A 15,335-nucleotide genomic window follows, 5' to 3' on the forward strand; every position below is an offset into this window, starting at 1 on the left:
GCGGGACAGCGCCAGCGCCACCGGCTCGGCCCAGACATGGGTCTTGCCGCCGAAGCCGCCGCCGATCTCCGACGAGGTGACGCGCAGCTTCGAGGCTTCGAGCCCGAGCAGCTGGGCGCAATGCTGGCGGTAGACGAAATGGCCTTGCGTGCAGACCCACAGGTCCGCCGTGCCGTCGGCGTTGACGCTCGCCACGCAGGCATGCGGCTCGATATAGCCCTGATGCGTCTGCTCGGTCTTGAAGGAGCGCTCGACGACGAAATCGGCCTCGGCAAAACCTTTGTGGACGTCGCCATGGCCGAACTGCGTGCGCTTGGTGACGTTGGAAGGCTTGGCCGGCTTTTCCTCGAGGCCCTCGGTGAAGACCTGGTCGTTGATCAGCGGCGCGTGGTGGTGCGCGGCCTCGTCGACATCGGTGACATGCGGCAGCACCTCATACTCGACCTCGATCAGCTTCAGCGCCTGGCGGGCGATGCGGGCGTCGATCGCCGCCACCGCGGCCACCGCATGGCCGTCATAGAGCGCCTTCTTGCGCGCCATCGAGTTGTCGAGGATGTCGTACATGGCGGCGTCGCCATCGGTGAGGTCCGGCAGGTCCTTCGCCGTGATCACCGCCTTCACGCCGGCGAGCTTTTCCGCCTTGGACGTGTCGATGCTCTTGATCACCGCATGCGCATGCGGGCTGCGCAGGATCCGGCCCACCAGCTGGCCGGCCATGTTGAAGTCGGCGCCGTAGCGGGCGCGGCCCGTCACCTTGTCGATGCCGTCGGGGCGGATCGGGCGCGTGCCGACGGAAGCGAACTGGCGTCCTGAAAAGCGCGGATCGAAATTCATGGATCAGGCTCCCTTCATCACGTTCGCTGCGTCCTGGACGGCGCGCACGATCTTGTCATAGCCGGTGCAGCGGCAAAGGTTGCCGGCGAGGCCGAAGCGGATTTCCTCCTCGGTGGGCGAGGGGTTCTTCTCCAACAGGTCCTTGGCAGCGATCAGGAAGCCGGGCGTGCAGACGCCGCATTGCAGCGCCGCATGCTCCAGGAACTTCTGCTGCAGCGGGTGCAGCTGGTCGCCATGCGCCATGCCTTCGATGGTCTCGACCTTGCGGCCTTCCGCTTCCGCGCCCAGCACCAGGCAGGAGCAGACGAGCCTGCCGTCGACGATGACGCTGCAGGCGCCGCAGTCGCCGGTGCCGCAGCCTTCCTTGGCGCCGGTCAGGCCGAGGCGATCGCGCAGCACTTCCAGCAGCGTCTCGTCGGGCTGGCAGAGATATTCGACGGCATCGCCGTTGATCGTGGTTGATACAGCTACACCGGCCATTATTTGCCTCCCGCACGCTTGTAGGCGATTGCCGCGACGCGCCTTGCCAGCACGCCCGCCACTTTCCGTCTGAATTCGATGGTGCCGCGCTTGTCGTCGATCGGCCGGCAGGCGCCGGAACAGATCTTCGCCAGCCGCTCCAGCGTCGCCTCGTCGAGCTTCGAGCCGACCAGCACCTGGCCCGCTTCCTCGACCAGAAGCACCGTGGGCGCCGCGGCGCCCAGCGCCACGCGCGCGGTCTTGATCGCGCCATGCTCGTCCAGCGTCAGGTTCACGCCGGCGCTCACCACCGCGATGTCCATCTCGGTGCGCGGAATGAAGCGCAGATAGGCATCGCCCGCCTGCTCAGGACGCTTGTCGAGCAGGATCGCCTCGATGATCTCGCCCTTGGCGAGCGACGTGCGGCCCGGTCCCGTCGGCACGGTCTCGACGGCAATGGTGCGCTTGCCCGAAGGCCCGGCGACGACGGCCTTGGCCCCGGCGGCCACCAGCGCCGGCACGCTGTCGGCGGCGGGCGATGCGTTGCACAGATTGCCGGTGATGGTGCAGCGGCCCTGCACCTGCTTGGAGCCGATCAGGTTCGCGGCCTCGACCACGCCCGGCCATGCCTTGCGCACAGCCTTGTTCTCGCCCAGCACCGCGCAGGGCACGGCGGCGCCGATGCGGAAGCCGTCAGCCGTTTCCGTGATGTCGGCCAGGCCGCCTATGCGCTTGATGTCGACGATCAGCTCGGGCTCGATGAAGCCGCCCTTCATCCTCACCAGCAAGTCGCTGCCTCCGGCCAGGATGGCGGCCGGTCCTACCGCCTTGGCGAGCTCGCCAACGGCATCTTCGATTGAAAGCGGACGTATGTAACGCATCGTCTCCCCTTGGAGGTCATAACCAGATCGCCCGTTATAAAGCGTCTGGTTATAATGGCCATCCCGTTCATGCATGTGCGGGTTGGGCCAGAGCCATGCTCCAGATGCGCCCAGAGGCAGGACCAGGGCCAGTTCCTTCTCCCCGTCTCTATACGGGGAGAAGGTGCCCGAAGGGCGGATGAGGGGCGGCGCCGGCGCTGGTCATTGCCCGTCTCCGCCACAAACCGCAAAACTGCTATTCGCCTGACGCGATTGCCGTTCCCGATGTCCATACCGGCTCGAACGACACATTGCGCAACCCGGCCTTGCGCACCCGCTCGACGAACACGTCATTGACGAAGACCGGAGAAGCCCGCATCGGCAGCTTGAACACTTCAGCGCTCCCGATCTTCTCCGCGTCGAAGGCGTAGCGCTCGATCGCCAATATGTCGCCGCCGTCGAACCGCACGATTTGCGAGCGCGCCTCGTCCAGCGCGTCGATCACATGGGTGACGTTGAGCAGCCAGACCTCCTCGCCGCGCAGCGCCACAAGCTCGCCATAAGGCCGCAACGCCGCCGCCAGCGCCTCGACAGCCGGCCGGCGCAACAGCGGCGCATGCTCGCCGAGCCAGGGGAAATCGGAATAGAGCCGCTCGCCTTCCTCGGCGCGCCGCATCACCGGCGGCTTCCAGCCCTTGAGCGATCGTCCGTCGAGGCCGAAGAATTCCTCGTAGGCGTCGTCATCGGCCGGCAGCATCCATTCCTGCCCCTCCGACACGGCGAACTGATGGATGGTCGTCATCGCCCGATGGCTCCGCTGGTTTCGTTCGAGGATCGCGGTTCCAGGCGGTTCGCCGAAAGCGCGCGGGGAACATGCACCGGCCGCGCGCGCCGTTCAAGGAACTCAGCCGCGCAGCAGGCCAAGCCGGATCAGGCTCTCGGCGCAGGATATGATCGCCTCCTCGCGCGATCTGGGTGTCCAGCCCAGCAGGCGCTCGGCCTTCCTGCCCGTCGCGCTCATGTCGTAGTGGAGCAGCGGTACCACGCCATTGAGCTGCGCGTTGGTTTCGGCGGCGATGCGCACCTGCTCGTCGGGCCACACCTGTGTCGACACTTTTTCGGCCGCCTTGCCCAGCCGCTGCCGCAGCAGTTCGGCGATCTCGACCATCCACATGCTCTCGCCCACGGTTGCGAGGAAGCGTTCGCCCTTGGCGGCCGGATCGGTCATGGCGCGCAGATGCAGGTCCGCCACGTCGCGCACGTCGACGCAGCAGGAACTGACATTGAGGCATCCCGGCTGCCCCTCCAGCATGTTGGCGATCAGCCTGATCGAGTGCGAATAGTCGGCGCCCAGCACCGGCCCATAGACGGCGACCGGATTGACCGCAGCCAGTTCCAAGCCATTGCCTTCGCGCGCCACGAAATCCCAGGCGGCGCGCTCGGAAAGCGTCTTCGATTTCTGGTAGGGCGCGACATTGCCGTTGAGGTTGCTCCAGTCGGTTTCGTCGAAGGGCCGCCGGTGGTCCCGCTTGTGGCCGACGCCGATCGCGCCGAAGGCCGATGTCAGCACCACGCGCTTGACGCCGGCGTCGCGCGCGGCCCTGAGCACCCGAAAATTGCCGTTGACGGCGGGCCCGATCCAATCCTCCTCGCTGGTCTGGTCGCCGGAAGGCGTCGGCGAGGCGCCATGCATCACATAGTCGCATGCGGCCGCCGCTTCCGCCCATCCGCGGTCGTCGGTGAGATCGGCGATGACGAAGGAGAGGCGGTTTCCCGCATCGACGCCGCCGACCTCGAGGTGCGCGCGCACCTCCGCTTCCCGCCCTGGCGAGCGGATGGTCGTGCGCACGCGGTAGCCCGCCTTCAGCAGCGCCAGCATGCAATGTTGCGCGATGAAGTCGGTGCCGCCGGTCACCAGGACGAGTTTGTCGGTCATTTGATGACTCTGGGGTCTGGAATGGAGCGCCGCATCCAATGGCGATGCGTCGGATGGGCGCTAGGTAGGACGGCGCTTCTGAACTGTGAATGCTTGAAAATCCGCATTCTCTGCGCGAGAGTACGGAAATGACCGTCGATCCCTTCTCCGATGTTCTCACGCTCACCAATGCCGAGGCGGTCGTCACGGGCGGCTTCACCGCCGGCGGTCCGTGGGCGATCAGCTTCCCCGGACGCGACAAGATCAAGTTCTTCGCCGTGGTGAAGGGCAGCTGCTGGGTCACCCTCGAAGGCGAGCCAAAACCCTTCCGTTTCGAGACCGGCGATGTCGGGCTGCTGGCGGCGCGGCGCAGCTTCGTGCTCGCGAGCGACCCGAGCGTTCCACCGGTCGACGCGATGAGCCTGTTCACCGGCGCCGGCCGCACGCTGGCGACGCTCGGCGACGGCTCGGAATTCGCCCATATCGGCGGCCATGTCCTGCTCGATCCGGCGCGCGGCGGGCTGCTCGCCGATCTATTGCCGCCATGGATCCACACGCGCGCGGCGTCGCCCCAGGCGGCTATCTTCCGCTGGCTGCTCGATCGGCTGATCGAAGAAAGGGACGCCGGCCAGCCCGGCGCGCAGCTCGCCTCGGCGCAGCTGACGCAACTGCTTTTCATCGAGATCCTGCGCTCGCATCTCGACAGAGCGAGCCTGATGCCCGCCGGCTGGCTCAAGGCGCTGGCCGAGCCGCGCATCGCGCCGGCGCTGCGCCTGATGCATGGCGACCCGGCGCGCGCCTGGCATTTGGAGGAGCTGGCGAAAGCCTGCGCCATGTCGCGCACCTCATTCGCCGTCCATTTCAGGACGGTCGCCGGCATCGCGCCCCTGGCCTATCTGACCGAATGGCGCATGCGCCTTGCCGAGCGCGCCTTGCGCGAGGAGCGGACGCCCGTGGCCGTCGTCGCCCGCACGCTCGGCTATACGTCCGAAAGCGCCTTCAGCAACGCCTTCAAACGCGTCAACGGCAAGTCGCCGATGGCGTATCGGGCGTCGCTGAACGGCCGGAAGGGCTTCAGCCAGCCTTTGCCGGGCAAGGGCGCTGATGCCGTCCCGGCCTGACGGCATCGCCGGAAAGGCATGGCGCCGCCGGCGTGGGCGGACCAATCCGCGGCCGGGCACCGGCAATATTGTTATCGCGGCCTGCGGCCTGTAAGAGCGGGGATGACCTCCATTTCCCGTCTCGCCGCGCTCGCCCTGCTGGCTCTCATCACCTTCGCGACGCTGTCGCCCATCGAGCTGCGGCCACGCTTGAGCGACCCCAACATCGAGCGCGCCTTGGCCTACGTCCTGCTGGGGCTGGCCCTGGCGCTCGGGTTCCCGTCCCGCGTGACGCAGACCGTGCTGTTCGTTTGCGCGGTGGCCGGCGTTCTCGAGGTCCTGCAACTGTTCGACCCTGGCCGGCACGCGCGTTTTGTCGATGGCCTGCTCAAGGCGGCGGCCGGCGTCGTGGGGATTGTCCTGGGGCGCTTCGTCATCACGTGGGTAAGCCGCGCCGCCGAGCGGCGCTAGAGCATTCCAGCCGGCTCGGGCGGGTAGTGTTGCGACCTCATGCACGTCGTATTCAGAGGGCTCGCCGCAAGGATTTCCGCATAAGCTGCGGTCGAACGATGGACGATCCCGGAAGCCGATGGCCAAGAAGTTCGCCTTTCTCCTGGTGCGCGATTTCACGCTCTCGCCGCTGTCGCTGTTCATCGACACGCTGCGGCTCGCCGGCGACGAGGGCGACCGCAGCCGCCGGGTCGAGTTCGACTGGGAGATCGTTGGCGAGCGCGGCCTGCCGATCCGCGCCAGCTGTGGCGTCGAATTGCTGCCGACCAAGGCGATCGGCAATCCGGAGGATTTCGACAATGTCGTGGTGGTCGGCGGCCTGCTCGACACCAGCCGCAGGCTGAGTTCGGAAAAGGAGGCGTTCCTGATGCGCGCCGCCGAAAAGGGCGTGCCGCTGACCGCCCTCTGCACCGGCAGCTTCGTTTTGGCGCGCTACGGATTGCTCGACGGTTACAGCGCCGCGGTCAGCTGGTTCCACATCAAGGATTTCCGCGCCGAGTTCCCCGATGTGAGCGCCCATGCCGACAGCCTCTATTCCGTCGATCGCGGCCGCGCCACCTGCGCTGGCGGCACCGGTGCCGCCGACCTCGCCGGCTATTTCGTCTCGCAATTCATCGGCCAGAAGGCGGCCGAGAAGGCGGCCAAGATCCTGGTGCTCGACCGCATCCGCTCCAGCCGCGACGTGCAGCCGGTCGGCGACCTCTTCCCCGCGGCCGCGAGCCGCGCGGTGAAGCGGGCGCTGCTCCTGATGGAGAGCAACCTGCAGGAGACGCTCTCGGTCGCCGAGATCGCCGCCAGAATGAACTGCTCGCGCCGCCAGCTTGAGCGCCTGTTCGGCGCCGAGCTCGGCATCGGCCCGATGGCCGCCTACCTGGCGCTGCGGGTGCACTACGCAAAGTCGCTGCTGGAAGGCAGCGACCTCGCCATCGGCGAGATCGCCTATCGCTGCGGCTTCCCCAATGCCGGCCATTTCAGCCGCGTCTTCCGCCAGCAGACCGGCATCACGCCGACCCATCTGAGGCACCCGAACCGGACAGTGGCGAATGACGTTGCCAGGTAGCGGTGCCAAGTAGCGGGCCCTGTGCACGATCTCGGTAAAGCGGGCAACTCCGCCGGTGTCCAGGCCAATGCCGGCCGGTTGCTACGTTACCGCGATAACCTTTCCCGTTGCGCTAAGGCGACACAGGACTTTCGCTTGTCGCACTTGGACGCCATCTCGGAGCGCATAGGTTATTCGCACCTCGATCGGCGCCGCCAGACCGGCCTTGCGTTGGCGCATCGGACCGGCGCTGACCGCGTATACGCGCACGGCGCCAAGGGGCGTCGCGGCCGACCCGATCGCCGCACGGCACGCGCTCACGACGTTGGTCGGCGTGCCTGGCTTCGCTTTCAGCGATAACAGGGGCGCAAAAGGATAGCCCGCCGTGGATCGCCCAAACTCGCCGGCACCGTTGCTCGAGGGCTTGAGGGTGGATGGCAGGCCGATCGCGGTTGTTGCGCTTTTGGCAGAGAGAACGCTGGGGTCGTCGGGGGGCGCGGCGACCGTGGTGCCTGACGTTGCTGTGCCGGCACCTGTTGAAACGCCCGCGCTTGCGCTGTCTGGAGCACTGCCAACCGAAACGCCCGCGCCGACTGACCCTGTGTCAGCCTTCGCGGACGCGCCGACACTCGTCCCACCTGCGCTCGCCGACGCACCAACGCTTACGCCTCCTGTGCCCGCTGACGCGCCAACACTTGCGCCGCCCGCACCGCCGAAACTTGCCCCCACCCCTGCGGAAACACCTTGCGATCCGGCGCTCACTCCAGCGCCAACGCCAACGCCGCCGACCTTGCCGCTACCACCGACATCAAGGGCCGCCGCCGGTCCGGTAGCGACTGCTATCATCATGGCGACTGCCACGTATTTGCCCATTTCGGGACCCTCCTGCGGCATGCGTTCGTGCTAACCCAATTGTGCTCCTGGCGATGGTCATCGAGGCGGGGGCGGCAGCAAGGCGTCGGGGAGCGTAATCGTCGTCTCCACCAGATCCCGTTTCGGTGATCCTGGCATCTTCGCTTTGATCTTGCCCTGCAAGCCTGTTTGACGGACAAGTTTGCCATCCTGGCCGGCAAGGGAAACTGCGGCGGAACGCGTGGCGCGCTCTGTTTGCTCTGTGCGGCACGCACCTTGCGCGTTGACCAGTTCGATCGCCTTTCGCGCAGCGGTAAGGGCAACGGACATGTCGGTCAGTCTTTGACGCGCTTGCTCCAATGCTGCGCTCAAGTCGGCGGATGTCTGCTTTGCCGCGTCTCTTTCCCGACGGGCGCCGTCAAGATCGCTTGCGGCCGAAACCGCGTGGGCACGTTCCAGGTCCAATGCTTCGTTGGCATGTCTTGCGGCAGCGACCGCCAGCTGGAGGTCGGTGGCTCGCTCAGCCACGGCCAAATCTGCGCGTTTCTTTTCGGCGTCGGCGGCCTGGCGGGCCATGGCGAGTTCTTGCTCGGATTGCTCGACCTTATGCCGCTCATCGGCGAGCGATTGGTTCGCCTCGGCCAGGGACGCTTCCATGGCGCTGCGTGCTTCGTTCGAGGAAACGGCTTGTGCTTTCAGTCCTTCGATGACGCGCTGCGCCGCCTCCAGATCGAGTTTGAGGGCTTCGTTGCTCTGGTTCGCCTCATTCAGCGCTTTTGCTTGCTCCGCGGAAGTGCCGGCCAACACCTTTGCCTGCGCGCTCGCCTTACGCTCAGCGTGCTGGCTTAGGTCCAACTGAGCCTTTGTCGACGCCAGTTCGCCCCGCGCCGCAACGATCTGCTGCTGCATTTCGGCGCCATTGTCTGCGGGGGATATCGCCCCCAGGAGGAGGATGCATCCCGGAATGGCGCTCCACCTCCAGTGGCGCATGCTGAAGCGAACCCATGCCAGGCGTGTGTCGAACTCCTCGTAAGATCCATGTGTGAGTGTCACTGGCCACGGTCCTCTGTTTGCTGGGCATTCCTCGCGGTGCTCAAGAAACACGCCATAGTGGCTGCGCGTGCTTGGATTAAGATTTCTTCATTGTAGCAGTATGCCCCATGTTGAAGTGAATCAACAACTGTGAAAATCTTGCCGTTTTAGAATTGTTCCGACCGGTTATACCAGATACGTCTTCTGGCGTAGGAAGCATCATCCAAATGGACTAGATATCGGGCGTGGCCGTTCCGATGGTGAACTTGTCGACGGCCGTCGACCAGCGTCGGACGCTCAAAGCGAGATCATGCTTCGCATTCATGCGCTGCCTCGTTTTCGCCAGCGGGAAGAGCGAGAGTTCTCAATTGAACCAGATCGGCTATCTGCGGCTGGCGGGCGCAGCAGGCAATCCTTCACCCGGCATGGCCGGAGTCGCCGTGACAGCGGATGGGAAGGACCTGGTCACCTCGCATGCCCGGTCTGGCCGATTGCGCGGCGTGGAAACGAACCGTAGCTACGAGACGAGCGGCGGTTGCGTCGCTGTTTCAGCAGTCGAACTCGCCTCGGAGAGCCATGCCGCATTATCCCGACGCCATGCCCGGATCGAAGGCCCTGTTCGAACGCGCCAGGAAGGTGATGCCGGGCGGCAACACGCGCACCACGGTCTTTGTCGATCCGTTTCCGGTGTACGCCGAACGCGGGGAGGGGTGCCGGGTCTGGGATGTCGACGGCAATGCCTATTACGACTGCATCAACAATTTCACCGCGATGATCCATGGCTACGCCCATCCCGACGTCACCGCGGCCGTGGCCGGGCAGCTGCCGCTAGGCACCGCCTTCGGCGCGCCGACGCCGAGCGAGATCGAGCTCGCCGAGCTCCTGGTCGAGCGGCTGCCCTCGGTCGACCAGGTCCGCTTCACCAACTCCGGCACGGAGGGCGTGATGATGGCGATCAAGGCCGCGCGCGCCTTCACCTTGCGGCCGAAGATCGTCAAGATCGAGGGCGCCTATCACGGCTCCTACGATTTCGCCGAAGTGAGCCTGGATTCCTCGCCGGCCAATTGGGGTGACCTGCCAAGGTCTACGGCTTACGCCAAGGGCACGCCGCGCGGCGTGCTGGACGACGTGATCGCCGTGCCCTTCAACGACAGCGAAGCGTTGCGCGCCGTCTTCGCCGCCGAGGGCGACAGCATCGCGGCCGTGCTGATCGACCCGATGCCCAACCGCGCCGGCCTCATCCGGGCGCGCAAGGATTACCTTCAGGCCATGGTCGAGATCGCTCATGCGGCGGGCGCGCTGGTCATCTTCGACGAGGTCATCTCGTTCCGGCTGGGATGGTCCGGCGCGCAAGGCCTGTGGGGCATCGAGCCCGACCTGACGGCGCTCGGAAAAATCATCGGCGGCGGTTTTCCGGTCGGCGCGGTGGGCGGGCGCGCCGATATCATGGCGGTGGTCGATCCGACCGCCGGCAAGCCCGCGCTTCCGCATGGCGGCACCTTCACCGCCAATCCGGTGACGATGCGCGCCGGCCTTGCCTCGATGCGGGCGCTGACGAAAGAAAGCTTCGGCCATCTCGATCGGCTCGGGAATTTATTGCGCGATGGCGTCACCGCCTCATTCCAAAAGCACGGTCTTGCCGGCCAGTGTGTTGGCCTGGGCTCGCTGTTCAAGGTTCATTTCACCTCGCACCCCGTCACCGATTATCGCTCCGTCTATCCGGGCCAGGCCGAGCGCGCGAAGTCCGACGCCTTCCACAAGGGCCTGCTCGACCGCGGCGTGCTCTCCGCCAGCTACGGCCTGTTCGCGCTGTCGACGCCGATGACCGAGGCGGATGCCGGCGCCATCCTTCAAGCGATCGACGAGACCCTGGGCGACATCGCCGCGCAATCCTGAAGGCAGGCCACAGATGACAGCTTCTCCTCATGTCGTGGTGATCGGCGCGGGCACGCTGGGCATGTGCACGGCGCTCAATGTCGTCGAGCAGGGCGCGCGCGTCACGGTGCTCGAAGCGCAGTCGATCGCTTCGGGGTCGAGCGGCCGCTCGGTCGGCGTCGTCGGATCGCAGCTGACCGATCCGTTCGAGATCCTGCTGCGCGTCCATTCGCTGCGCCGGTTCCGCCAATGGGAAGGCGAGGGGCTACGCTTCAACCATATCGGCTATCTGCGGCTGGCGCGCACGCAAGCGCAGATGGCGCTGTTCGCGAAATCGGTCGAGATCCAGGGCGAGGCGGGCTTAAGGTCGCGCCTGGTCCGCGCAAACGAGCTCCGGGACCTCGTGCCGCACATCAATCCCGACGGCCTCGAAGGCGGGTTGTTCGGACCCGACAACGGCTTCCTCGATCCGCATGAAATGTGCAATTTCCTGGCCGGCATCGTGCGCGCCAAGGGCGGCGAGATCCGCCAGTACCGCAAGCTGCTTGGCGCAGAACGGCGGCCGGGCGGCTATACGCTGGAGACCAGTCATGGCCCGGTGGATGCCGACGCCGTGGTCAATGCGGGCGGCGCCTGGGCTCCGCAGGTCGCAGCACTTTTCGGCCAGCGCCTGCACATCTGGCCAGAGCGCCACGAAGCCGTCGTCATCCATCTCGACGCGCCGCTCGGCTACACCATGCCGATGGTGATGGACCTGGTGAACGGCGAAGGCAGCGGCCTCAACTTCCGCCACGAAAAACCGGGCGAGCTGATCGCCGAGATCCACAAGGTGAATTCGACCGCGCCGGAAGACCCCGACAATTACAACGACCAGTGCGAGGAGCAGTCGAAGGTCGATCTGGCGGAGCTGCTTCTGGAACGTGTGCCCGACCTGCCTGGCGCGCGGCTCGGCCGGGGCTGGGCGGGCCTCTACCCGGTGACCGCCGACCATCGCCCCTTTGTCGGGCCGATCGATGTCTCGGAGCCGGCGCTGATCACCGCCGCCGGCGCCGGCGGCTACGGCATCCAGCTCGCCCCGGTCATCGGCCAGATCGCCGCCGACTGGGTGCTTCAGGGCGCGCCGGTTTCGGTACCTGGCTCGCAGAGCCTCGCGCCATCGGCCGAGCGCAACATTCCCGGCCACTGACCGATGTGTTTTGACGGGGCCGAACGTCCAAGATGCGACCGTTCGCGTTAACCATCAATTAACTATCCGGTCGCCTTCAATAGTGTTCTGGAGGATACTTGAGTCTGGCCGCGAGCGATGGTCTCGCGACGCCGGAATTAGAAAAGAAGCGGCGCCATCGCCGCCATCTGCCGGGGAGGCGCCCAGCATCTTTGATGAGGAGCGCCGGCATGAACATCGAGGAAGCAGTCACTGCGGCGACGGCGGGGTCGGGAGCGCTTCTCTCCTGTCTCGGCCAGCCGGTCGTGGCCTATCACGTCACGGCCATCATGCGCGAAACCGACAGGAGTCATGCGCGGCGGATGCAGCTCGCTCTGCTGCGCCGAAGCATCGAGGCGCTTGTCGACGACGGTCTCGAAGACATCGAGGCCGAACGCTTCGCATCGCAGTTCAATGGTCGCGTTGGCTCGGCCTGGGATTTGTTGCACCCGGCGAGCGACACACCGCACTGATCGTTGGACGGTGACCCTCCATCGCTGGCCATAGGGAACAAGCCCGGGATGAGGTAGACTGCCGCTTACGTCTGGGCTGACGTTCTCGAACGGGGGCATGCGATGCAGGCGATACCGATAGCGCATCCGGCGGAGCAATCTGCCGCGATCTCGATACCCTCGCTAGGCGGCTATCCGACCGCCGTCTTGTGCTGGCTGCTTTCGGCCGGCGTCTATATCGCGGCCAAATGGGTGGCGCCGGAAATGCCGCCCTGGGGGTTGTGCTTCTGGCGGCTCTTGCTCGCCTGCGCCATCCTGTTGCCGATCGTGCACCGCCATCACGGCGCCATGCTGGCGCTTCTCAAATCCCGCCCCCTTGAGATCGTCGCCGTCGGCGCGATCGGCCTGACATTTTGCCAGGGCATGATCTACCGTGGACTGAACGACACTGACGCGACCACGGCCGGCATCATCATGGCGATGTCGCCGATCATGACCATGGTGCTGGCGCGCCTGGTGCTGGGCGAACCGCTCGGCCTCTGGAAGGCGCTCGGCGCGGTTGCGGCACTTGCCGGCATGCTGGTCATCGTCGCGCATGGCAATATCGGCGCGCTGGTGCAACTGCGCTTCAACATCGGCGAATTGTGGATCGTCGGCAGCGCCTTCTGCTGGGCGCTCTACACGGTGCTGCTGCGCCGCTCCAAATTCGGTCTCGAGCTTCTGCCATTGGTGGTCCTCCTGCTCGGCGCCGGCGCGCTGGTGGCGCTGCCGTTCCATCTCTGGGAGATATTCAACGACGAGCGCTCCGCCCTGAATGGCAATGGCCTGCTCGCGCTCGCTTATCTGGCCGGCCCCGGTGGTGCGCTGATGTATTATCTCTACAACAAAAGCGTCGAGACGCTGGGCGCCAGCCGGGCAAGCATGCTGCTCTATCTGCAGACGCTGTTCGTCGCCATCCTCGCCTATCTGCTGCTCGGCGAGAGCCTGCACGATTACGATTTGCTCGGCGCCGCCTTCATTGTCGTCGGTGTCGTGCTGGCAACGGTCATCAAGCCAAGGGCGGTTCGATCCAAGGCGTGAGCAGGCCCCAAAGCAGCTCGCTTAACATATGTGGATGTCTCCGCCGCCAAGTCGATCTATCGCCTTGGCGGGGCGGAGAGTATCGACATGGATTGCTTCACCAGGCTCGAAGCGTTGATCGACACCGGCAGCGCCGACGCAGTCGAGGAAGCTCGCGCTCTGCTCAAGCATCTCGCTGCCGGCTCACGCGCCACTTTCGACGCCGCCGACGAATTCCTGATCGAGTTGATGACCTTGGCCTTCCTGGTCGAGGCCGGCCTGGAAGCCTCTCACAACCCGGCGCGGCGCCTGGCGCGCCTCAGGCTCTCACGATTGAAGCTGCTGCTGCCTTGAACCGCCAAGCTTTCCTAAATTAGCCATTTTTGCTATTGGCTGCCCTTCGCAGCGGCGGCCTCGGCCGAAGGGGACCATGGCGATCGACAAGCGCGTGAACGCATGAACGGCCCTCAGCACAGGCTGGAACTGCGCGTGCTTGGCGATTTTCAGGTCACGCGCTACGGCCAGCCGCTGGACCTGCCGCCGTCGCGCAAGACGCGGGCGCTGCTCGCTTACCTCGCCGTCACCGCCAGGCAGCATCAGCGCGAGCGGCTATGCGAGATATTCTGGGACATTCCCGACGACCCGCGCGGCGCCTTGCGCTGGAGCCTCTCCAAGATCCGCCAGGTGCTGGGCGCCGACGAATCCGCTTTGAGCGCCGACCGCAACGCCGTCGTACTCAACATCGCGACGGACTATGCGCAGCTGGCGCCGCTGGTGAAGGCTGACCTTTCGTCACACTCGACCGAGGAGCTTGAAGCCGTCCTGGCCTCGATCCGCGGCGGCTTTCTCGCCGACCTCTCGCTCGAGCGCTGCTTCGACTATGAAGCCTGGCGACAGGCCATCGCCAGCGAGGTGGAGATCGTCGAGCTTGGCATCCTGCGCGAGCTGGTCGAGCGTCTGCCAGGTGAGCCGCGACGGGCGCTGCCCTTCGCCCGGCGCCTGCGCCGCCTCCTGCCGGACGACGCCGGCCTCGCGGCCGAGACCGAGGCGCTGGAGGAGAAGGTTCGGTCGGCTGCCGCTCAGGCCACCGGCCGCGCGCCGCAGGCTGCTCCCCCCACGCCGCCGCAGTCGCCGTCGAAACCCGGCGTGTTACCGCAGGATCCCGGCCGCGCCGTGCAATTCTGCCGGGCTCTCGACGGCACCAGGCTCGCCTATGCCAGCACCGGCAGCGGCTCGGTGATCCTGCGCGCCGCGCACTGGATGTCGCATCTCACCTTCGACTGGGACAGCCCGATCTGGCGGCACTGGATGCGTGAACTGTCGCGCCACAATCGGCTGGTGCGCTATGACGAACGCTGCAACGGCCTGTCGCAGCGGCAGGTCGTCGACATCTCGTTCGAGACCATGGTGTCCGACCTCGAACGCGTGGTCGAGGCGACAGGGCTCGACCGCTTCACATTGCTCGGCCTGTCGCAGAGCTGTGCGGTCTCGATCGCCTACGCCATCCGCCATCCCGAGAAAGTATCGGGCATGATCCTCTATGGCGGTTACGTCAAAGGCTGGCGGGCGCGGGGCGACGCCGGCGAGATCGCGACGCGCGAGGCCGTGGCGACGCTGATGCGCGAGAGCTGGGGCAAGCCGAACCCGATGTTCCGCCAGGCCTTCTGCTCCATGTTCATCCCCGGCGCCACCCACGAGCATTTCGCCTGGATGGACGATCTGATGCTGCGTACTGTCTCGCCCGACGATGCCTGGCGCCTGCAGAGCGCCTTTTCAGTGATCGACGTCAGCGATTTGCTGGAAAAGGTGAAGGTGCCGACGCTGGTGCTGCACGCGCGCGACGACAACGTCGCTCCCGTCGAATCCGGGCGCACCATGGCCGCGGGCATTCCCGGCGCGCGTTTCATCGAGCTCGAGAGCCAGAACCACATCCTGCTCGAAGGCGAACCCGCCTTCGAGGAGTTCATAGACCACGTCCGCGCCTTCATCGCCGAGACGGCGGGCAGGTAAGCGGATACGCGAAGTCCTCAACCCTTGGCGAGCGGCACGGTGAAAACCGTCGCGGTGCCGGTGAGGCAAAGCTCGCCGGCTTCGTTGCGCACCGACGTCTCCAGCTTCGTGATCGGCTTGTCGGCGCGCACCTC

At 66.0% G+C, this 15,335-nt stretch carries 15 protein-coding genes; 9 read left to right on the forward strand and 6 right to left on the reverse strand.

Going from position 1 to position 15,335, the window contains the following annotated elements:
- The 5 genes from EOA27_RS02905 to EOA27_RS02925 form a co-directional block, all read right to left on the reverse strand.
- Positions 1-834 (reverse strand): molybdopterin cofactor-binding domain-containing protein (locus EOA27_RS02905; RefSeq protein ID WP_145970250.1); only part of this gene is annotated, 834 nt, incomplete at its 3' end.
- Positions 835-837: 3 nt separating this feature from the next.
- Complete coding sequence (locus EOA27_RS02910) at positions 838-1,314, reverse strand: (2Fe-2S)-binding protein (RefSeq protein ID WP_042639662.1); 477 nt, start codon at positions 1,312-1,314, stop codon at positions 838-840.
- Complete coding sequence (locus EOA27_RS02915; protein ID WP_126078039.1) at positions 1,314-2,174, reverse strand: xanthine dehydrogenase family protein subunit M; 861 nt, start codon at positions 2,172-2,174, stop codon at positions 1,314-1,316. Before EOA27_RS02915 ends, EOA27_RS02910 begins: the two co-directional genes overlap by 1 nt.
- 235 nt (positions 2,175-2,409) lie before the next feature.
- Positions 2,410-2,955, reverse strand: coding sequence for a DUF1629 domain-containing protein (locus tag EOA27_RS02920; protein ID WP_126078038.1), 546 nt, complete (start codon positions 2,953-2,955; stop codon positions 2,410-2,412).
- Positions 2,956-3,057: 102 nt separating this feature from the next.
- On the reverse strand, positions 3,058-4,089 hold the full coding sequence (locus tag EOA27_RS02925; protein WP_127255424.1) for an aldehyde reductase: 1,032 nt from the start codon (positions 4,087-4,089) through the stop codon (positions 3,058-3,060).
- A 128-nt stretch (positions 4,090-4,217) separates the two neighbouring features.
- Here EOA27_RS02925 and EOA27_RS02930 point away from each other — a divergent pair, with 128 nt between their 5' ends.
- The 3 genes from EOA27_RS02930 (at position 4,218) to EOA27_RS02940 (ending at position 6,738) form a co-directional block, all read left to right on the forward strand.
- Positions 4,218-5,189 carry an AraC family transcriptional regulator gene (locus tag EOA27_RS02930; protein WP_127255426.1) on the forward strand — a complete coding sequence of 324 codons (972 nt, stop codon included), beginning with the start codon at positions 4,218-4,220 and terminating at the stop codon, positions 5,187-5,189.
- 102 nt (positions 5,190-5,291) lie between these two features.
- Positions 5,292-5,639: a VanZ family protein gene (locus EOA27_RS02935; RefSeq protein ID WP_127255428.1), complete on the forward strand. Its 348-nt coding sequence runs from the start codon at positions 5,292-5,294 to the stop codon at positions 5,637-5,639.
- A 118-nt stretch (positions 5,640-5,757) separates the two neighbouring features.
- The gene (locus EOA27_RS02940) at positions 5,758-6,738 is read left to right on the forward strand and encodes a GlxA family transcriptional regulator (protein WP_127249934.1); all 981 of its coding nucleotides are present in this window, start codon (positions 5,758-5,760) and stop codon (positions 6,736-6,738) included.
- 909 nt (positions 6,739-7,647) lie between these two features.
- On the opposite strand, the gene EOA27_RS02950 is transcribed toward EOA27_RS02940, so the two are convergent.
- Positions 7,648-8,478 carry a hypothetical protein gene (locus EOA27_RS02950; protein ID WP_127255432.1) on the reverse strand — a complete coding sequence of 277 codons (831 nt, stop codon included), beginning with the start codon at positions 8,476-8,478 and terminating at the stop codon, positions 7,648-7,650.
- A 699-nt stretch (positions 8,479-9,177) separates the two neighbouring features.
- On the opposite strand from EOA27_RS02950, the gene EOA27_RS02955 reads away from it, so the two are divergent.
- The 6 genes from EOA27_RS02955 to EOA27_RS41905 all read left to right on the forward strand — a co-directional run bounded on the left by EOA27_RS02955 (position 9,178) and on the right by EOA27_RS41905 (position 15,201).
- Complete coding sequence (locus tag EOA27_RS02955; RefSeq protein WP_127255434.1) at positions 9,178-10,497, forward strand: aspartate aminotransferase family protein; 1,320 nt, start codon at positions 9,178-9,180, stop codon at positions 10,495-10,497.
- A gap of 13 nt (positions 10,498-10,510) precedes the next feature.
- On the forward strand, positions 10,511-11,662 hold the full coding sequence (locus tag EOA27_RS02960) for an FAD-binding oxidoreductase (RefSeq protein WP_189354033.1): 1,152 nt from the start codon (positions 10,511-10,513) through the stop codon (positions 11,660-11,662).
- Positions 11,663-11,871: 209 nt separating this feature from the next.
- Complete coding sequence (locus EOA27_RS02965; RefSeq protein WP_245467128.1) at positions 11,872-12,153, forward strand: hypothetical protein; 282 nt, start codon at positions 11,872-11,874, stop codon at positions 12,151-12,153.
- Between the two features lie 102 nt (positions 12,154-12,255).
- Positions 12,256-13,212 (forward strand): EamA family transporter, encoded by a 957-nt coding sequence (locus EOA27_RS02970; RefSeq protein ID WP_126083433.1) that lies wholly within the window; start codon positions 12,256-12,258, stop codon positions 13,210-13,212.
- A 30-nt stretch (positions 13,213-13,242) separates the two neighbouring features.
- A complete protein-coding gene (locus tag EOA27_RS02975) occupies positions 13,243-13,545 on the forward strand; it encodes a hypothetical protein (protein ID WP_245491019.1) in 303 nt (100 codons plus the stop codon).
- Positions 13,546-13,647: 102 nt separating this feature from the next.
- Positions 13,648-15,201: an alpha/beta fold hydrolase gene (locus EOA27_RS41905; protein ID WP_245467127.1), complete on the forward strand. Its 1,554-nt coding sequence runs from the start codon at positions 13,648-13,650 to the stop codon at positions 15,199-15,201.
- Positions 15,202-15,335: the final 134 nt, after the last annotated feature.

This window comes from Mesorhizobium sp. M2A.F.Ca.ET.037.01.1.1, from assembly GCF_003998075.1.
Lineage (GTDB): Bacteria > Pseudomonadota > Alphaproteobacteria > Rhizobiales > Rhizobiaceae > Mesorhizobium.